The organism is Acinetobacter sp. SwsAc4, assembly GCF_013391535.1.
GTDB lineage: Bacteria > Pseudomonadota > Gammaproteobacteria > Pseudomonadales > Moraxellaceae > Acinetobacter.
This window is the reverse complement of sequence record NZ_JACAXC010000027.1, coordinates 20,677-41,349: the sequence shown is the minus strand read 5'-3', so window position 1 is coordinate 41,349 and position 20,673 is coordinate 20,677. Positions and strand designations below refer to the sequence as shown.

Annotated in this window: 16 protein-coding genes and 2 pseudogenes; 6 read left to right on the top strand and 12 right to left on the bottom strand. The window is 38.2% G+C overall.

What is annotated here, in order from left to right:
• Positions 1-125: 125 nt before the first annotated feature.
• The gene (locus tag HYG88_RS12185; RefSeq protein ID WP_005160634.1) at positions 126-614 is read right to left on the bottom strand and encodes a glutathione peroxidase; all 489 of its coding nucleotides are present in this window, start codon (positions 612-614) and stop codon (positions 126-128) included.
• Positions 611-1,030, bottom strand: coding sequence for a peptide-methionine (R)-S-oxide reductase MsrB (gene msrB / locus HYG88_RS12180; protein ID WP_178883185.1), 420 nt, complete (start codon positions 1,028-1,030; stop codon positions 611-613). The genes HYG88_RS12185 and msrB overlap by 4 nt, the downstream gene beginning before the upstream one ends.
• Positions 1,031-1,269: 239 nt before the next feature.
• On the opposite strand from msrB, the gene HYG88_RS12175 reads away from it, so the two are divergent.
• Complete coding sequence (locus HYG88_RS12175; RefSeq protein ID WP_005160640.1) at positions 1,270-2,700, top strand: pyridoxal phosphate-dependent aminotransferase; 1,431 nt, start codon at positions 1,270-1,272, stop codon at positions 2,698-2,700.
• Between the two features lie 167 nt (positions 2,701-2,867).
• Here HYG88_RS12175 and HYG88_RS12170 read toward each other — a convergent pair.
• A pseudogene (locus HYG88_RS12170) lies at positions 2,868-3,326 on the bottom strand (tetratricopeptide repeat protein); the annotation flags it as partial.
• Positions 3,327-3,541: 215 nt separating this feature from the next.
• Here HYG88_RS12170 and dnaE point away from each other — a divergent pair.
• The 5 genes from dnaE to HYG88_RS12145 all read left to right on the top strand — a co-directional run bounded on the left by dnaE (position 3,542) and on the right by HYG88_RS12145 (position 11,919).
• Positions 3,542-7,105, top strand: a complete 3,564-nt coding sequence (gene dnaE / locus HYG88_RS12165) for a DNA polymerase III subunit alpha (RefSeq protein WP_005160642.1) — start codon at positions 3,542-3,544, stop codon at positions 7,103-7,105.
• Positions 7,106-7,118: 13 nt separating this feature from the next.
• The gene (locus HYG88_RS12160) at positions 7,119-7,958 is read left to right on the top strand and encodes an RNA methyltransferase (RefSeq protein WP_005160643.1); all 840 of its coding nucleotides are present in this window, start codon (positions 7,119-7,121) and stop codon (positions 7,956-7,958) included.
• Positions 7,853-8,767, top strand: coding sequence for a serine O-acetyltransferase (cysE, locus tag HYG88_RS12155; RefSeq protein WP_349628948.1), 915 nt, complete (start codon positions 7,853-7,855; stop codon positions 8,765-8,767). Before HYG88_RS12160 ends, cysE begins: the two co-directional genes overlap by 106 nt.
• A gap of 114 nt (positions 8,768-8,881) precedes the next feature.
• Positions 8,882-9,781 (top strand): ABUW_2363 family tetratricopeptide repeat lipoprotein, encoded by a 900-nt coding sequence (locus tag HYG88_RS12150; RefSeq protein WP_005160647.1) that lies wholly within the window; start codon positions 8,882-8,884, stop codon positions 9,779-9,781.
• A gap of 119 nt (positions 9,782-9,900) precedes the next feature.
• The gene (locus tag HYG88_RS12145) at positions 9,901-11,919 is read left to right on the top strand and encodes a triacylglycerol lipase (protein ID WP_005160649.1); all 2,019 of its coding nucleotides are present in this window, start codon (positions 9,901-9,903) and stop codon (positions 11,917-11,919) included.
• A gap of 48 nt (positions 11,920-11,967) precedes the next feature.
• On the opposite strand, the gene ahpF is transcribed toward HYG88_RS12145, so the two are convergent.
• The 9 genes and pseudogenes from ahpF to HYG88_RS12100 all read right to left on the bottom strand — a co-directional run bounded on the left by ahpF (position 11,968) and on the right by HYG88_RS12100 (position 20,563).
• Positions 11,968-13,533: an alkyl hydroperoxide reductase subunit F gene (gene ahpF / locus HYG88_RS12140; RefSeq protein WP_005160651.1), complete on the bottom strand. Its 1,566-nt coding sequence runs from the start codon at positions 13,531-13,533 to the stop codon at positions 11,968-11,970.
• 127 nt (positions 13,534-13,660) lie between these two features.
• On the bottom strand, positions 13,661-14,578 hold the full coding sequence (locus tag HYG88_RS12135; protein ID WP_005160653.1) for a hypothetical protein: 918 nt from the start codon (positions 14,576-14,578) through the stop codon (positions 13,661-13,663).
• A 27-nt stretch (positions 14,579-14,605) separates the two neighbouring features.
• The gene (locus HYG88_RS12130) at positions 14,606-15,730 is read right to left on the bottom strand and encodes a toxic anion resistance protein (RefSeq protein WP_005160655.1); all 1,125 of its coding nucleotides are present in this window, start codon (positions 15,728-15,730) and stop codon (positions 14,606-14,608) included.
• Between the two features lie 12 nt (positions 15,731-15,742).
• Entirely contained in the window at positions 15,743-16,519 is a 777-nt protein-coding gene (locus HYG88_RS12125; RefSeq protein WP_005160657.1) for a hypothetical protein, read from the bottom strand.
• A 173-nt stretch (positions 16,520-16,692) separates the two neighbouring features.
• A pseudogene (locus tag HYG88_RS12120) lies at positions 16,693-17,218 on the bottom strand (putative solute-binding protein); the annotation flags it as partial.
• 66 nt (positions 17,219-17,284) lie between these two features.
• On the bottom strand, positions 17,285-17,707 hold the full coding sequence (locus tag HYG88_RS12115; protein WP_005160661.1) for a PaaI family thioesterase: 423 nt from the start codon (positions 17,705-17,707) through the stop codon (positions 17,285-17,287).
• 62 nt (positions 17,708-17,769) lie between these two features.
• A complete protein-coding gene (locus tag HYG88_RS12110; RefSeq protein ID WP_005160663.1) occupies positions 17,770-18,753 on the bottom strand; it encodes a fatty acid desaturase family protein in 984 nt (327 codons plus the stop codon).
• Between the two features lie 106 nt (positions 18,754-18,859).
• Complete coding sequence (locus HYG88_RS12105; RefSeq protein ID WP_005160665.1) at positions 18,860-19,657, bottom strand: PaaX family transcriptional regulator C-terminal domain-containing protein; 798 nt, start codon at positions 19,655-19,657, stop codon at positions 18,860-18,862.
• A 105-nt stretch (positions 19,658-19,762) separates the two neighbouring features.
• Positions 19,763-20,563, bottom strand: a complete 801-nt coding sequence (locus tag HYG88_RS12100; RefSeq protein WP_005160682.1) for an undecaprenyl-diphosphate phosphatase — start codon at positions 20,561-20,563, stop codon at positions 19,763-19,765.
• Between the last annotated feature and the right edge of the window lie 110 nt (positions 20,564-20,673).

Here is a 20,673-nt window from a genome sequence, read left to right as displayed (position 1 = left end):
TTTAGATATTTGTTTAAGATGAGATGTAACTCATTGAAATGTGTCATCATATTCGTCGTCAGAAAACAAGTATTATGCCATTATTTCAATGAGTTGTCTTTTTTTGTCGTGTACAAAGATTATTGTTACTTTTTCGCTAAAGCTTTCTCTATATCAGCTTCTAAAGCTTCAGGTTTAGTGGTTGGTGCATATCGCCCCAAAACTTCACCATTACGACCAACCAAGAACTTTGTGAAGTTCCATTTGATATTTTGACTACCCAAAATACCTTTTGCCTCACGTGTCAAAAATCTAAAAATAACGTGTGCTTCCGGCCCTTTCACATCAACCTTTGCAAACATTGGAAAAGTTACACCATAGTTCCTTTGACAAAAATTCCCAATTTCCTTATTTGTCCCTGGATCTTGCCCTCCAAATTGATTGCAAGGAAACCCTAAAATTTCTAATCCTTGAGTTTTATATTTTTCGTAAAGCTTCTCGAGTCCTGCAAATTGCGGAGTGAAACCGCATTTACTTGCGGTGTTCACAATCAGCATGACCTTGCCTTTATAATCAGCGAGCGCCTTTGTTTCTCCCTCTAACAATTCAGCTTCAAACTGATAAATGTTACTCATGGATAGGTTTCCTCGTCATTCTTTTCTTCTGTTTTAAGTTGTAATGATGCCGAATTCACGCAATAACGCAGTCTTGTCGGCTGTGGACCATCCTCAAACACATGACCCAAATGTGCATCGCAATCATGGCAGACGATTTCCGTTCTGACCATACCATGCGATAAATCTTCATGTTCTTCTATTGCAACAGCATCAATTGGTCTATAAAAACTTGGCCATCCACAACCGCTATCGTATTTCGTTTCAGATGAAAAGAGTTCTGCACCACAACATCGACAGACATAAATACCATGCTGTTTGTTATTCCAATATTGCCCTGTAAATGCTGGTTCTGTGCCTTTCTGACGAGTAATACGATATTCTTCTGGTGATAGTTCTCTTTGCCATTCCCGCTCTGTTTTATTGACTTTTCCCATAACCTACACCTTTTATTCTGATGTTAAAAATATCTCGATGATCAGGTTTTATATTTACGCCATTCATAACAAAAACTCTAGTCTCATAACGTACAATTTAGTGAAATTTAAGCATTAATTTTTTAATAGCAAAAAGAAAGCAATTTTAAATTTAAAGGTAAGCAAATTTTAACAAAACTATCTTTCTCGTAAGCAAAGATAGTGTTATTCTTGTTTGGCACGGTTGTATAGGACAAAAAATGTCTCAGAAAAAAAGTGTGGTTTTTCAAAAACTCTTACCAACAATCAAACAATATCAACAATCAGGTTTTACCTATGAGAAAATTGTTGAATTACTTAGAGATCAACATGATCTAGATTTGGTAAGTGTCGAAACCTTTAAAAGTTATTTATACCGATATGCAAAAGTGAATCCAGCTATGTCTAAAAATACTGTTACATCCCACTCTGCTCAATCAAATCGTGAAATTAAGAAATCATCGAAACTTGAGCATGTTTGCTACGACATTCGTGGACCAGTATTACGCGCCGCCAATGAAATGGAGGAGCAAGGACACAAAATCATTAAGCTCAATATCGGCAACCCTGCACCTTTTGGTTTTGAAGCTCCACAAGAAATTATCAATGATGTTGCATTAAACCTACCGAATGCGATTGGTTATACAGACTCCAAAGGGATTTTCCCTGCGCGTAAAGCCATTTGCCAGTATTATCAGCAAAAAGGCGTTTTTGATATGCACGTTAATGATGTGTATGTCGGAAATGGCGTGTCTGAACTGATTGTGATGGCGATGCAAGGCTTATTAAACGATGGCGATGAAATGCTCGTTCCTATGCCTGACTATCCATTATGGACAGCAGCAGTTAATCTGTCTGGTGGTAAAGCTGTTCATTATAAATGTGATGAAGAAAACTATTGGTATCCTGATCTTGCGGATATGGAAAGCAAAATCACAGCAAATACGCGTGGTATTGTCATTATCAATCCAAACAACCCAACAGGTTCTGTTTACCCACGTCATGTATTGCAGCAAATTGTTGCTTTAGCTAAAAAGCATGACTTAATTTTGTTTGCAGATGAAATCTACGACAAAATCGTTTATGACGGCATTGAGCATGTTGCTGTTGCAGCTTTGGCTGGCAATCAACTTTGCATTTCATTTAATGGTTTATCAAAAGCCTATCGTATTGCTGGTTATCGTGCAGGTTGGATGGCGATCACAGGTGATAAATCACGTGCTGCAGACTATATTGAAGGTTTAGACATGCTTGCTTCAATGCGTTTGTGTGCGAATCATCAAGCACAATACGCAATTCAAACTGCACTCGGTGGCTATCAGTCTATCAATGATTTAATTCGTCCAGGCGGTCGTCTGTATGAACAACGTAATATTGCATGGGAAATGTTAAATGAGATTCCTGGCGTAAGCTGTGTTAAGCCTGACGGAGCAATGTACTGTTTCCCAAAACTAGACCCTGAGATCTATCCGATTGAAGACGATGAGAAATTGATGTTGGATTTATTAAAGGCTGAAAAAGTTTTGTTGGTTCAAGGTACAGGTTTTAATTGGCCAAGCCCAGATCATTTCCGAGTAGTGTTCTTACCTGCTGAAAATGAGCTACGTGAAGCAATTAATCGTTTAAGCCGTTTCTTGGCGAAAATGCGTTAAGCAAAATTGGCAATAAAAAGGAAGCAAATCGCTTCCTTTTTTTAAGATGAATAAGTTGAGTATTCAAAATAAACATGCGAAAAATTCTTTTAGAAAATTAGGCTTAGCTTGTTTATAGATGAAATTAAAACAGACGTACACATGGTTACTTTTTTATGGCAACTTCAATGACCTAATTCAGTTTGTGCAAGATCTAATCCCGCATCAGCAGATTTGGTCATCCATTCCAAGCCTTTTTAGTATTAATGCTAACACCGTCATCACCATAGAGGTATATAATACTGAGCGTATAATTGCCCTTTTTGTGCCGCCTGTGTATACCACTTTAACGCTGTGGGATTATCTTCTTCAGCCCCTTCGCAATAATCATACATATACCCTACAGAAAAAAGTGCATCAGCATTTCCCTTTGCAGCCGCCTTTTTGAACCACTCTAATGCTTTACCAAAATCTTGATCGACATCATTTCCATAATAATAAGCATCTCCAAGATTATTTTGGGCAATCACATCACCGCTTTTTGCTTGTTGAACGAGTTCTTGGCTAAAAGATACATCCTCAGCTTGAGCTAAAGAAATTGCGCTCATACTTAATAATATTGAAAATACGATATTCTTTAATTTCATTCTTGAACCCGCTTTGGTACATTTTTATGCAGATACATTCTAGCGGTCAAACAACTTAAGTAAATGTATATTTATATTTCCATATAAATCAAAAGTTAATTTTTATTAATTTATAAAAAGCACAGAACAAATAGACAGTTTGCCAAAATATTAAGCATGCCATTTTCGGTTTGCATGCTAAACTATGCGTTGCTTTGAAAAAGGATAGTCCTTCTATGCGGTTTGTTCATCTCGGTATCCATACAGAATTTTCGATTACGGAATCGATTGTTCGCATACCTGATTTGGTCAAAGCTGCCGTTAAAGATGACATGCCTGCGCTTGCATTAACAGACTTATCCAACTTGCACGCTGCGGTGAAATTTTATGAAGCTTGTTTAAAAAAAGGCATTAAACCTGTTTTAGGCAGTGTCATTCGACTGAATGACGCAGAGCACCGCGCAACCTTATTAGCTATGAGCAGTAAAGGTTGGCGAAATCTAACCGAAATCGTATCTCGGGGCTTTATTGAAGGACAACAACTTAGTATCCCATGCGTACAAAAAGAATGGATACTTGAACAATCAGAAGATTTAATTGTATTGCTTGGACAGCATAGTGATGTTGGCAAAATGCTTTGTTCATCCAATCCACAAAAAGCAGAACCTTTGTTAGAAGCATGGATTGAAAAGTTTGGTAATCGTGTTTATTTAGCTTTAACACGTACTGAACGTGTTGGTGAAGAAGATTTTATTCAACAAGCCGTTAAACTCGCTGCTAAATATCAAATTGGTGTCGTTGCACATAATGATGTTCACTTTGTTGAACAAGATGATTTTGAAGCACATGAAGCACGTGTGTGTATTGCCGATGGTTATGTCCTTGGTGACGATAAACGTCCTAAGAATTATAGCTCTGAACAGTATTTTAAAACTGGTGAGCAAATGTCTGAGCTGTTCTCAGACATTCCAAGCGCGATTGAAAACACTTATCAAATTGCAAAACGCTGTAATGTTGCCTTACAGCTCGGTACTTATTTCTTACCTGATTTCCCGATCCCAGATGGTTATACCATCGACACCTATTTCGAACATTTATCTCGTACAGGTTTAGAGGAACGCTTAAATCACCTTTACCCTATTGCTGAACGTGATGAAGATTGGGCTGAAATTCGTAAACCTTATGATGATCGTATCAAGTACGAAGTTGATATTATTTTAAAAATGGGTTTTCCGGGTTACTTCCTGATCGTCATGGACTTTATTCAATGGGCCAAAAATAATGGTGTGCCTGTAGGTCCTGGCCGTGGTTCGGGTGCTGGTTCATTAGTTGCCTACAGTTTAAAAATTACTGACCTTGATCCATTACGTTATGATTTGCTTTTCGAACGTTTCTTAAACCCTGAACGTGTCTCAATGCCCGATTTTGACGTCGATTTCTGTATTGCAGGTCGTGACCGAGTGATCGAATATGTCGCACAAAACTACGGTCGTGAAGCCGTTTCACAGATTGCGACTTTTGGTACGATGGCTGCAAAAGGCGCAATCCGAGATGTTGCACGTGTCTTAGGTAAGTCTTATGGTCTGGCTGACCGTATTTCCAAAATGATTCCGACCAAGCCGCTTGGCGTTGATCTAGTCACTGCGATTGACATGGAACCACAGCTCAAAGACATCGTGACCAACCCATCAAACCCTGATAATGACGATGCTGCTGAAATTTGGGAAATGGCACTTAAGCTCGAAGGCATTACACGAAACACAGGGAAACACGCAGGTGGTGTAGTCATTGCACCCGGAAAAATTACCGATTATTCAGCGGTACTGTGTGAAGCAGATGGAACAAGTCGTGTTGCGCAATACGATAAAGATGATGTTGAAGCTGCAGGTCTGGTTAAATTTGACTTCTTAGGTTTGCGTAACCTCACAGTTATTGAAGATGCCGTTCAAAATATTAATAAAAGAATCAAATCTGAAATTCCTCTCGAAATTGCAAATGTTCCATTAGATGACAAGGATGCTTATTTAGTCTTTGCGAACGCCAATACAACTGCGGTGTTCCAGTTTGAATCCGTCGGCATGAAAAAAATGCTCAAGGAAGCAAGACCGAGTAAATTTGAAGAAATTATTGCCTTCGTTTCTTTATACCGCCCCGGTCCAATGGATCTAATTCCAGACTTTATCCATCGTATGCATGGTGGTGAGTTCGAATATCTACATCCATTGCTAGAAAGCGTACTTGAACCTACCTACGGGATTATGGTTTACCAAGAACAGGTGATGCAGGCAGCACAGTTCTGCGCAGGCTATACACTTGGTGGTGCAGATTTACTTCGCCGTGCCATGGGTAAAAAGAAACCTGAAGAAATGGTTAAACAGCGCCAAATCTTTATTGAAGGTGCTGCAAAAAAAGAGATTGATGAAGCGACAGCAAACCATATCTTCGACTATATGGAAAAGTTCGCAGGTTATGGATTTAACAAATCACATGCTGCAGCCTATGCCCTTGTTGCCTATCACACTGCATGGTTAAAAGCACATTATCCTTCAGAATTTATGGCGGCGGTTTTATCATCAGAAATGCAGAATACTGACAGTATCGTATTTTTAATTGATGACTGCCGTAATAATAAATTAGAAGTGCTACCGCCTTCCGTAAATATGTCTTTGTATCATTTCCATGCCAGTGATGAGAAAACTATTGTTTATGGTCTCGGTGCAATTAAAGGTGTCGGCGAACAAGCGATGCAATCGGTCATCGACTCACGCATCAATGAAGGTCCATACAAGGATTTATTTGATTTCTGTCATCGAATCGACCTGAAAAAAATCAATAAACGTACCTTAGAAGCCTTAATTCGTGCAGGTGCATTGGATTGTTTAGGCATTGAACGCTCAAGCTTAATGGCTCAATTGCCTGAAGCTGTTCAAGCGGCTGAACAAGCACGAAGTAACCGTGAGACGGGTATCATGGATTTATTTGGTGAAGTTGAAGAAGTTCAACGCAAACCTGCTAAACCTGTGAAACCGTGGTCAGACGAAGTTCGCCTTAAAGGTGAAAAAGATACGCTTGGATTGTATCTCACTGGTCATCCGATTGATGTCTATCGTCCAGAATTAAAATCGTTTATTCCAGCAAAATTAAATGAACTAACACCTACTCGTCGTGGTGTCACGACCGTCTTTGCTGGTTTAGTCGTTGATATTGCCAACTTCCCGAACCGTATCATGATTACACTAGATGATGGTACTGCTCGTGTGGAAATCAGCTGTAATCATGAGCGTTTTCAACGTTATAAAGAAATCGTTCGTCTAGAACAAGTCATTGTTATCGAAGGCGAAATCTACGAACGTGAAGGCTTTGATCGCCCAATGGCGCGTTTAAGTAAAGCGTTTAATTTAAATGAAATCCGCCAAAAGCGAGCCCAAAGTATTCAAATTCGTCTCCCTCAAGATTTAATGACCAAATCTTTAGCCAAAGATTTACAGGCAATTTTATTACCTTATTGCAATGTCGATATGTGTCAGCATATTGCTTTACAAATCCAACTTGAACAAAGCTTTGCGACAGCAGAGTTGCATCTAGGTCCGCAATGGAAAGTCGCACCTTTAGATGAATTGCTAGGCAAGCTACGTGATTATTTTGGTAAGGACGCGATTTTTATTGAATATCAAGTGAAGTCAAAAGCTGCAAAAGTAGCAGAAGCGCCTAAAGTAACGACAGTTGCACCACCACCTGAAAACATGTCTATGGATGAAGCGCTTGATCTGTATCAAGCTGAAATCTCTCAATACTCTTAATTTTGGATGATATATGAATCTGTTTGACTCAAATAACGTGTCCAAACACTTGGATCATGTGCGTATTGTGATGGTCAATACCACCCTACCAGCCAATATTGGTAGTGCCTTACGCGCAATGAAAACGATGGGTTTATCTCAACTCGTTTTAGTTGCGCCTAAAACCTATCCACACCCAGATATTGATGCTTTAGCCGCAGGTGCACAGGATTTAATTGAAAAAATTGAGATCGTTGATACTTTAGAACAAGCTATTCAAGACTGTCATCTCGTGTTTGGAACCAGCGCACGTAGTCGTACCATTCCATGGCCGTTACTGGACGTACGTCCTGCTGCAAAAGAAGCGTTACAAGCTGCAACTCAACAACAAAATATCGCTATTGTTTTTGGTCGTGAAGACCGTGGTCTCACCAATGAAGAACTTGCTTTAGCCAATTATCACTTAACCATCCCAGTTAATCCTGAGTATGGTGTTTTAAATGTCGCACAAGCGATTCAAGTCATTTGTTATGAGTTGAGAATGGCTGCACTCGAACAAAATACGCAACAAATGACTGTTGTTCCAGATGATCACATGCAACTTAAACAACAACAGAGCATGGAATGGGATGAGCCATTAGTAACACAAAAACAAATGGAAGAATTCTATCCTCATCTAGAAAAAATGCTGACTGAAATCGAATTTTTAGATCCAAATAATCCTCGTTTACTTCCATTACGCTTGCGTCGACTGTTCGGAAGGATACAATTAGATCGTATGGAATATCATTTATTGCGCGGAATCTTCAGCCGCGTACAGGCTTTAGCCAAAGGCTCATGGAAACAAACCAATTCGGAGGATCATGCCCAATGATTAAACAGCTTAAAGAAGATATCGAGGCTGTATTTGCACGTGATCCTGCTGCTCGAAATACACTCGAAGTTCTAACCACCTATCCGGGTATTCATGCTTTGATCATGCATCGTATGGCACATGAGCTTTGGAAAAAAGAGTACAAAGGTACAGCACGTTTACTTTCTTCATTTAGCCGCTTTGCCACAGGAATTGAAATCCATCCTGGCGCAAAAATTGGTAAACGCTTTTTTATCGATCATGGTATGGGTGTGGTGATTGGTGAAACAGCTGAAATTGGTGATGATGTCACGCTTTATCATGGAGTAACGCTTGGCGGCACAACATGGAATAAAGGCAAGCGCCACCCCACGCTTGAAGATGGTGTGGTGGTGGGTGCAGGTGCTAAAATCCTCGGTCCCTTTACCGTCCATAAAGGTGCAAAAGTTGGCTCAAATGCAGTCATCACCAAAGAAGTTCCTGAGGGCGTAACCGCCGTTGGCAACCCTGCACGATACATTTTCAAGGATAAAACCCAGATTGAGCAGGATGAAGCACGCCGCCGTGATTATGCTGAAAGCATCGGTTTCCAACCTTATGCCACCACTCAGGATCAGTCAGACCCAATTTTAGAAGGTATTCGTGTTTTACTGGATCGGATGCAGCAAAATGAAAAGCGCATGAATACCCTTTGCCAGCGCCTCTCGCTACTAGACCCAACATTTAACGGTCAAAAACAGAAGACCCAGCCATTTAGTAAAGAAGAACTTAAAATTATTGAAGAAGTTAGACGTGAATGTGAAGCTCAGAGCAAAACTTCTTCGAACTAATCCAATTTATAAAAAATGTAACAAGCTTCTCGTTGCAAGTTGGTTTTGCTTTTCCTAGACTGGTAAAACCAACGATCGACCTAGTTAATTCACTAAAATTAATGGATGTAAAGCATGAATTTTAAGCCTTTGGCACTTCTTGTACTTTCAACTTCTTTTTTAACAGCTTGTGGTACTACGCCAGTAAAAAAAGAAAAAGCTGCTGAACCTTTTGTATTCAAAGAACCTGATCCAACTCCCCCATTTTACGCTTTAAATCCAGTTAAATATGATGCTCCACCAAGCTTTGAAGTTGCAATTAAATATGCATCGGCTCAACCTGTAACAAAAATGGTTGTTTCACTTCAAGGTGACCCATCAAAATCAACCACCCTTGAGGTGAATAAATTAATCGTCCCTACGATTGATCAGAAGCAACGTAATATGAAATATGCGGTGCTTGCTGGCGATAATGAAGTAGATGTCACTGAAATTGATGATTTTCTTCAATTGGTTGAAGGTAAAGCGCGTCACTACCCACCACGTTTTACTGAACGCCAAGAACGTAAAGGTTATGAGGCAAAACTTCGTGAAATTACGCAGAAACTTGATGCTTTAGCAGAAAAGCCGAATGCTTCTCTGGATGTACTTACTCGTGCATTTAAAGCAAGCGTTATGGCACGTAATATGGACTTAGGTACAGCCTATACAACCAAATCACTCAACTACGCACAGCGTATTCTTGCGATTAGCCCAAATGACCCTGAAACTAATTTCTGGTTTGGTTTTGGTCTATCTGAAGGTGGCGGTCAACGTGAAGCGATTCCATATCTAGATAAAGCGATTAAAGGCGGTGTACAAGAAGCCTATCTTTCTGCCGCAAATAACTATTTATGGTTAGAGCAAAAGAAAAATGCGATTCAAACACTCAAAAATTATAAAATTAATTATCCTGATGAAGCCGAAGTTGCAGATCAACTTATCAAAGAAGTTGAATCTGGAAAACGTTGGAATGTTTGGCAAGTCCTAAATTAAAGATTTGTGATTTTGTAAAAATAGACTGTTCAGAACAGTCTATTTTTTTAAGTTGATTGAAAAAACATCTTTTTTTCGTATTATAGCTAGAATCTTCCAGCTAAATTTGCTCCTTGATAATGCAAGCATCTAATTCAAACAAATATCTATTTGCCTTTACGCTGTTATCAACTATTGCTTTAAATGGCTGTCAGGTCGTTAGCCTCAAGCAACAAGCGGTTGATGTCACCCTAGCCAATGAACGTAATAGTATAGTAACTCAGAAAAAGTTAAGTGAAGCAAGCCTGAATGTCTTATCGATGTCAGGTAAAGAAGCAAAAATTTGTATGCAATCTCCGAATGAATGCATTGCAGATCTACACAAAATTCCTCAGATTCAAGACGAACAATTATTGTCGACAGCCAGTGAACTATATCTTGCTAAAGCCATGTCACTGTCGGACTCATCAGAATGTAAAATCAGTAAATTGTCTAAACACAAACCTGCTGATGAACAAAAGCTCATTCAGCAAAATTATGAACGTTGTTTAGATCAGCAGCTTGAAGCTTTGGATAAAAGTATTCGTTATAGTTATGCCTATTTATTCAAAACATCACGTCAGCCACAAGAACGACTTTTTGATAACCGCCAAGTACAAATTCGAGATTTCTACAATCAGGCACTTACTCAATTGGTGAATGGTCATCGTTTAAGGAATCCATCGACCAATCTTACCCCAACGATTAAAATTGGAAAAAGTACTTATACAATTGATATTCAAGCATATCAACGCCTACAAAATATGAAACTGGAAAAATTCATTTCCAGTTATAACATGAATTTTTCTGGATTAAGGGCGATTAACCGCCGTGATGGTTTCGGTTCTGATTTTGTCGCAGTTTTTCCATCGACCGACTCATCATCACAAGAAAATAAATATATTCTTAATCCTTTAACGCATGATTATCCTAAAGGGATAAATCCGAATATTCATAAAGCACGTTATTTAGCAGCAACAATTATTGCTCAACCTAAAAAATCGAATGCAACGATAGAAGATGTTTTAACAAACCCGAATTTTGAAATTAAGGTTTATGATCCTTATAGCGTTGAGAAAGTAGAGATTGCAGGTAAACCATATTCATTAGCAGCAAATTTTTCTGCACCCTATGGTTTATGGCTAGCAGAAAACAATTTAGGTGCGGCTGCATATTTGACCTTAATTGACCGCGATCAGCATTTGGCAATGCCGCATATATACATGCTGGAACCCTATAACCCGAATAAGAAAATCATTGTATTAGTACATGGTCTAGCAAGTAGCCCTGAAGCATGGATTGCGGTAACTAATGACATTATGGGTGATGCAATATTAAGAGAACATTATCAAGTTTGGCAAATTTTTTACTCTACCAATATGCCAATTTTGGAAAGCCGTTTTCAAATTTATGCTTTATTAAAACAAGCATTTGGTTCACTTAATCCCAAAGATGCAGCAGCCCAAGATGCAGTTTTAATTGGGCATAGCATGGGTGGAATTATTAGTCGACTTTTAGTGAGTGATGCAGATATTTCTAAACAAGCTTTAGAATTGATGAATAATCGCCAACAAACACGTCTAAGAAAACACCCTGTCATTGGTGAAAGACTCAAAATGAAACCAATTGAAAATTTTGATCGAGCTATTTTTCTCGCAGCACCACACCGAGGTACAGATTATGCAGACCGATGGTTTACTTTAGCAGCAAGAAAAATTATTAAAATTCCTGCAACTTTCTTAACGACCCTTGCAGATACGCTGACCAGTTATGATGTTGATTTAAAAGACTTTGTCAAAACACTAACGAATGATGTCATTCAAAATGGACCAAGTGATCTAAGTAAAAAATCTAAATTTATGGAACTGACAGCTAGTATCCCACCCGAAAAAGGCTTAGTTTTTCATTCTATTATGGGCAATATTACTAAAAGTGATGATCCAAATGTCATTACAGATGGGATTGTTCCTTATAAGAGTGCACATTTAGATGGTGCTGTTTCCGAGAAGATCTTCACGGGTGGTCACTCTATTCAAGAAACGCCCGAAGCTGTGTTAGAACTTCGTCGCATCTTACGCCAACATTTAGTTGATCATGGTTTATATAAACCGAAGAATTAAGCATAATAAAAAAGCCCCAAACAATTGGGGCTTTTTTAATCAAATCATTTACACATCAGAGCGAATCATATAATCAAAAGCGGATAGAGACGCTTTGGCACCTTCACCTGTCGCGATGATGATTTGCTTGTAAGGCACGGTGGTACAGTCACCCGCAGCAAATACACCTTTGACATTGGTTTCATTACGATCATTGATCACAATCTCACCACGATTGCTGAGTTCAACCGCACTGTTCTTCAAGAAATCTGTGTTTGGTAATAAACCAATCTGCACAAAGATTCCTGCAAGCTCAACTGTATGTTCAACATCAGTCGCGCGATCTTTGTATTTCAACGCCGTCACTTGAGCACCATCTCCGACCACTTCAGTACTGAGCGCATTCAAAATCACAGTGGTATTCGGCAAGCTGTTTAATTTGTCTTGCAACACTTGATCTGCACGAAGCTTGGTATCAAACTCAACCAACGTCACATGCTCCACAATTCCTGCAAGGTCAATCGCTGCTTCTACACCAGAGTTACCACCACCAATCACCGCAACACGTTTGCCTTTGAATAATGGGCCATCACAGTGTGGGCAGTACGCTACACCACGGGTACGGTATTCTGCTTCACCCGGTACATTCATTTCTCTCCAACGTGCGCCTGTTGAAAGAATAATGGTTTTCGATTCAAGCTTAGCCCCATTTTCCAATTCAACTTCAACCAGACCATTGGCTGTCTGATCTGCACCTGTGATCTTGCTGACACGTTGTAAATTCATGATATCCACACCGTACTCACGTACATGGGCTTCCATATCTTGAGCAAACTTTGGACCTACAGTTTTTTGAACCGTGGTGAAGTTTTCAATGTCCATAGTATCCATGACCTGACCACCAAAGCGTTCAGCCACGATACCTGTTTTGATCCCTTTACGTGCTGCATAGATCGCTGCTGTACCACCTGCAGGACCACCACCAATCACCAATACATCAAAAGCATCTTTGGCATTGAGTGCTGCGGCATCTTTTTCAGCTGAGTTGGTATCTAGCTTCGCCACGATTTCTTCCAAAGTCATACGACCTTGTCCAATATGTTCATTGTCTTGAAACACCATCGGTACAGCTAAGATTTTGCGTTCTTCAACTTCTTCTTGGAAGAAACCACCATCAATCATGGTCGCAGTTGCATCTGGGTTATAGATCGCAATTAAGTTCAAAGCCTGAACCACATCTGGACAGTTGTGACAACTCAAAGATACAAACACATCAAAGTTTGATTTTAAGTTCAAACCTTTAATCTGATTTAACACCTCATCAGATACCTTCGGTGCATAACCTGAAACTTGTAACAATGCCAAGATCAAAGAGGTGAACTCATGTCCCATTGGTAGACCAGCAAAGAACACGCGAGGTTGTTCACCTGCTTTAGCCACACCGAAACTAGGACGGCGAGCGTTTGAACCATCAAAACGCGCCGTAACTTGATCAGAAAGTTCAGCAATTTCGGTCACGAGTTCTTTGATTTTTGCAGCCTTATCGGATTCATCTAAAGCAGCCACTAACTCGATTGGACTTTCTAAACGTTCTAAGTAAGCTTTTAATTGAGTTTTAATATTTTGATCTAACATGTATTTCTCCAAATTCTAAGCAGTTCAAATCAGCTAAATTCATTCAATGAAGCTATAGTATGCAAAACTAATAAATAGGTAAAACAGTATGTTTTTATAAATTTAATCGGATAAACCGAATTAAGATTTAAGAGACATCAAGCTTTTGATTAATGCGCATATGACGATTTTTCAATTGCTTAGCGAGTACATACAAAATGGTGCTTAAAGCAACAACCAACATAATCAAGCCCCATAAAATTACATTCACAATCTGAGAAATACGTTCGGCTTGTTGTGCACGCAGATCTAAGGGCTGAGTAATTGAGGTGATACTCTTACCGTAGAGCTGCTGCTGCATAACCCATAACTGTTCAGGCTTAAAATCATATTGTTTAAACTGAATCGGGTTATTCTTCTCAGCGACAATCAATTGATTCACATAGACATTGGCAGTTTTACGATCGACAGGCTGATGCAATAAAGCCACTTGTGCCAACACATAGGCTTTTTCAGTCGATGAAATGTTGGCCTGCTGTAAATCTTGAGCAATTTGACTTTCAACAATATTATTTTGATAACTCATCCATTGTTGATACGCCTGTTTGGTTTCATCTTTCCAATCGTATTGAATGTAGCTCAGACTGGACCAAAGCAAAATAAAGGCAATAATCCAAGCTAGAATACGCTGTGTCCATGCTTGGAAACGTTGTTGAAAAAACTTAAATTTCTTCATCCAACTGAGCAATAAAAATGCCCCAATAAACGAAACCAAAATTTTTAGAAACAACCAACCAAACCATGATAATAAATTAAAAAAATAATCGACTGGTTGTTTAAATGGCACCAATTCTTGAACATGATAAGGCAAATCTAATGCCTGAACATGCGTGGAAAGATCAAAGAACCGATAGATAAATTCTTTTTGCAAAAATAACGATGCAACTGTAATAACGACCAATGTACAGGCTAAAACGAACCAGATCATTAAATGACGTTGACGTTTTTTTAATGCATCTAAACGTTGGTCAATCGGTTGTACACTAAAATCGTTTATGGGTGACAATGATTTTTCCTTCAAAAATTAACAATATCAAGATTTAGGTGGCTGGCTATGCTCAAGCACTAAATGATTTAAGTTCTCTTGCAAAGCACGTAAACGTGTTGTCGCTTCCGCACGCTTTTGCATCCCTTCTTTCTGGATCTGAATCACATCATTTACTGTTTTAATGAGGGTGTTTTGTACATGTTCAAGTGTTTCTACATCAATCACTGAACGTTGATTCGCTTTCGCAGTATCGACTGAGTTTTGATGCAATAATTCAGCATTACGGCGTAATAATTCATTCGTTGTGTCATCAATCGCTTTTGCTAACTGGACACTATTCTTTTGCTCTTGTAATGAAATCGCCAGACTAATCTGATTTTTCCATGCAGGTAGCGTAATGTTCTTAATGGCATAGAACTTATCTACCAACATTAAATTATTCGACTGGATGATCCGAATCATCGGCAAAGTCTGCATTGCAGATTGTTGCAAAACCTGCAAATCACTGACTCTTTTCTCAAGATTATTCGCCAAATGATTAAGATCATAAATCTGTTGCATCGTTTGTTGATCCTGCTCTTTTGATGTGAGCATTGAGATCTGTTGCTGAATATCCTGCTGTTTTAATTGTCCTGCAGCAATATAAACACCAAGCTGTTTATATTCATCCTGTACCGCATCAAACATTTTATCTAAGGTTCCAACCCGAGCTTTCAACCCCGATTGAGAACTTTCAATTTCTTTGACCAATACATCAATCTGCTCTTTAGTGGTATTAAAATGCTGATCAAAATTTTGTTTAGCATTTTTAAACTTACTCAGTAAACCGCCAAAAAACCCAGAGCTTTTTGATTTATTCAAAATACTTGAAGTATTCAATTGCTGTGCGACTTGCACGACCTCATTAAGTTTTTGTCCAGTCGTATCCAAATCTTTATTCTGAACCAGATTTAACAGTTCATCGGTATAAGTTGAAGTTTTACTGGCAATATTTTTGCCATATTCAGCTACCACTGTGGTACTGATATCTGCCAATTCTTTATGTGCATCCATTACTTCTGCAAGATCATGTGGTTGCAATCCTAAATCTTTTAAATTCAACTGTTCAAAACGTTGCTCAGGCTTTACTTCAAGCTCATGAGATAATTTGCTAAGTTCTGAATCTGACATCTTTTGTCCCTCTTATTTCTGTAATGATTTTTTCAAATTTTTAATTAAATCTTCTCGACTTTTATCAAGCTGATCAAGTGTATTTGTTGAAGTCGATGCTGTACTTTGTTTAACGTGATATTGCCATGCAGGAATCAAAACCTGTTGTGCTTCTTTAAATCGATCTAGCAAGCCAAAAGATAACTCTTGTGATAACTGCATTTGTTTCATCGCAATATCATTACTCGTTTGTAAGGTGTGTAAGGTGTTTATTTTTTTTGAGAGCCGTTCAACAAAATGGTCAAGCTTTTGCTGTTGAGTAAATTGAGGATATTCTCTTAAAAATTCATCAGCGGCGCGGATATAAGCGGCCATCTGTTCTCTCAAACCTAAAGCTTGCTGTAGTCGTGATTGCGATTTTTGGATTTCGATCTGTAAGCGCTGACTTAAATGATTTGCTTCATTGATTAAACGCTCAAGATCTTTGACAAACTTTACTTGACCAGCATCGTATTCAACATCTATACCTAACCATTTTTGCAACGCGTTAAAACGACGACCACCTAAATGTTTTTTGGAAATTGAAAGTTGCTGAATAATCTGGGTAATCACTTCACTCAATTGCTGATTCAATCTAGGGTCAACACCATTCAGTAATACACTTTGAGCTTGAACTAAATGATCGGCATAATGATTCAAACGATGTGGATCATTGAGTAGAGGAAGTAAATCATTACGTTTAATCGCTAAAATATGTTCTTGATTTGATTCAATTTGCGATAAAGGTATGAAGTCGAACGATTGCGTCATATTAGCCGAGTATAGTAAGAACAAATAAATTTGAACATAATTAGTTTTAGCATGTTCTTACTCTTTCGCATACTTAAATGTTGTTATGTTTTTTAAAATTTAACATTTTGGAATGAATAAAAAACCTCTTAATTACAATGAATAAAGAGGTTTTCAGAATTGTAAACGATGCTTTATTCATCATTCAGAGCGTATTCAAAACTATTTGGATTTTGCTTACAACGCACTTTTTTCAGAAAGTTCATCATTTTAGGATCATAAATACCTGCTTTGGTTAAAGAAATACGAGCTTCGTGCATCATTTTCATATAATTAAGCTGTTCTTCGGGGGGTGGGGGAATGTTCATTCAATATTTTTCAGGAATTTCTTTTTCATATTTTGCGATGATATTAAAAGTACCCTCAAGTTGACCCGCTACCCATTCACGAGACTTTTGCCCAAATCCTTCAGGAAACTTATCCTTTCGAATAATAAAATTTGCTGAAATTTGTGTTAATGGAAATTTTACGATTCCACCTTTATCCCAAAACCTTTATAGAGTTCAAAGGGTTCATAAGCAACAATCATTGATAGGCAAGTATTGCTGTTTTTAAGTCTATTCATGCACCAATTGCATCCAATGATGCTACATATTTATTGAATTGGCGACCACGCAAACCACTAATAATCGCACCATCACATTGTCTAAGTTTCAAATCTTAGGAATTTCCATTCAATTACTCTCTAAACAAGACCGTTTTAAACAATTCTAATTAATCAAATAATTACTGAGCTATTCGCGGTGGAAGCGCATATGTTCCAATCACATGCGCAACTGGTTCTTCATCATCCAAAGAATATAACCACACTTCACCTGTAACTAATGTTTTACCAACTTTGATTAATTTACACTCAGCTTTAATATCTTGATTTCCATTCGGTTTACGAAAAAAATTAATGGTCATGTTGGTTGTAACAGCCATAGCAATTAGACCTAAATGTCCCATAATCGCAACATAAAGCGCGAAATCAGCCACCAACATCAAGGTTGGACCTGATACAGTTTGACCTGGACGTAAATCGTTCTGATCGATTTTATAAAGTAACTGTGCCCCTTTAGGGCTAATCTCTTCAATACTAGTTTTTTCGAGTGCTTGAGGAAATTCCTGTGCCAAAAAACGAGTAATTTCATGCTTACTAAGTGCCATAACAATACATCCCAAATGACTTAGATTATTTTTAAATTATGACTAAAACTATAAACAAACATTTAATCAGCTTGATCTGAAAGTTCATTTAAGACTTGCCAGTAACTAGGAGGCTCAGGAACATGCCCACGCTCTAATAACATCTGGTGCATTTTAGGTAACTTAAAATATGGAACTGTTGCCATTAAGTGATGTTCTTTATGGAAATTGACATGGATAGGTGCAACTAAAGCACGAGCAATATAACCTGCTTTTGTAGACCGTGTATTGGTTAATGCACTATTACTGGTTGGCATACCTGCATGTTCTGCCATCGAACGAACACGTAAAAATAATGGAAATGGTGTTAAATATGCCAATATCCAAAGCGCATACAATTTAGGATGACCGGCTGCCCATAATATTGAAAACAAAGCAGCATTTGTTGCTATTGCACCACCACTATTTTTTAGAAATGCTTTTGGATAGTCGACCCAATGGCGTCCCTCTTGAGAAATCCAACGACGGTCGTTAGATACCGTCCACTCCATTTTCTCAACATCCATAAGCACTCGTCCAAGTGCGAATTTTAATCCTGTTATTCCAGAAACATCACGGAAAAACTTACGCATTAACGATTTCTTCGAAGTTGGAAAACCCTCTACCAAAGACAGATCAGGATCCTCTACGGTAGAAGTTTTACTGTGATGGCGTAAATGATGGGCACGATATTTCTTTAAATCATTCCAGATTGGGCGAGCACAAAGCCAATCAGTGGCAATATCATTCAGCCATTTGGTTTTAAACAAGCTTTGGTGTGAAGCATCGTGCATAATGATTGCAAGCGCAAGTTGACGACCCGCTAATATTACCAATGCAGCTATACACATCAGTAATTTGCCCCAGACAGGTAAATACTCCCATGTACTGGCAACCGCAGCGAAGGTTCCACCAATGACTGCCCAAGTTGATAAAACAGCCCAACTACCGTGTAAATCTGACTTTGTTGTCAATTCTGTGATTTCTTCTCTGGTGAACAAATCACTTATTGATGTACGTGTATTCATATCCCTACCCTACAATTTTTTATTTTCATAGATACATAAATATAATTTTTATTTTAGATTAAGTAATATTTCTGTCAATACATTAAAATTAATTTTTTAGTAATATTTATACTAAACTAATTTCATAGAATCGTTGCCACAATTCCAGTCCAGTCTGATCCAATTGCTGAACACTTAACGCAAATTGATCACGTAAATGAACATCAACAAAATCCTCAGGCAATAATGGATCATTCATCAGCAAAGAAATGGTCTGCCGACCAAGCAATAGCGATTCTTTAGCAGCAATATCTAAACTTAATTGCTCAACTGTCTCCAACCACTTTTGAATCATTTGACTATATTTTTTATAGTTTTGGTTAAGTGTTTGAGTGGGCCAAAGCTTCGGAATTTTATTTAATGTTGTGGTGTCGAAATGATTAATTTGGCAAATTTTGGCGCTTTTTTCTAAGCCAGAAGCTTGTAATCCCAAAAATACCTCTTTAAAAGAAATGGCTAAATTATCAGGGCGAATATAAATACCTTGTTCTAACTCTTTAAAACCGAAGTGCTTTAATGCGCGTTCTCGGCGGTTTAAAGCTGTACGATCAACCCGCCCTAATTCACCCGTAAAGACAGCTAAGTATTGGTGATCCCATTGTTTTGTTTGTTTAATTCCGTTTTTACGGTTCAACATTACATCGGCCCATTCGTGTGATTTAGCCGTAAATTGATATATACCCCGCTCAATCGCTTCAATCACCCCATCACTAGATAATCGGGTTACTGCGACACGAATACTATTTTCGCTAATCTCAAAAAGCTTCGCTGCGATAATAATTTGTTTAATCGAGATCTCACGACCTTGTAGCCCTAACAGTAAATCAATGATTAAATCTCGGGCATTCATTTTAGCTATTGTCATCTTACAATCGAACCAGTTCTAAACATGAAAAAAGAAATAAAGAATAAGAATTTTAACTTAGAATCTCTCCCTTTTAGTAATTTTTCTAAAAGGGAGATTTTATTTTTATAGAAAAACAAATAATAAAATTATACCCAGTACAATCCGATACCAAGCAAATACACGTAAAGTGTGGCGTTCAACAAATTTAACTAATGCGCTCACCACCAATAATGCCGAAATAAAAGCAGCAACAAAACCAACCCCGATATTCAACATATTATCTTGTGTCAATACATCCGCATTACGAATAAGATCAAAAGTTGCAGCCCCCAACATCGTTGGCATCGCAAGAAAGAAAGAAAATTCTGTTGCCGCTTTACGAGACAAGCCTGAGAACATTCCTCCAACAATGGTAGCACCAGAACGAGAAGTCCCTGGAATCATCGCAACACATTGTGCACAACCGACTAAAAAAGCTTGCTTGTAAGTAATTTTTGTCGCTTCAGTTGTTTTATGATCAAAATTCTTGGATTCAACCCAGAAAATAATCAGACCACCAACAATCAGTGCAATTGCGACCACAAGTGGACTAAATAGGACGCTTTTAATAAAATCGACTGCAAAAATACCAATCACGACAGCAGGAAAAAAAGCAATTAAAACGCTAAAAGCAAAATGACGCGCTTCTGAATCACCACTAAAAAAACCTTTAACCAAATCAAAAATCTTTTGTCGGTATAACCAACAGACAGCCAAAATTGCACCAAGCTGAATGACAACTTCAAATACACGCCCATCGTCAGAATGGAAGTCGATCATGTGACCAAATAAAATTAAATGACCCGTACTTGAAATCGGTAAAAACTCGGTCAAACCCTCAATAAACCCTAAAAATAAAGCCTTTAAAATTTCAATATGCTGCATAACTTACTCAAAAAATGGTAATTCAAGATTAAAATAAAAGGCAAGCTTACCTTGAAATTAAATCATTTTATGTGATTGTCACGTAACGTTTTAAGCTTGATCTTTTTAGC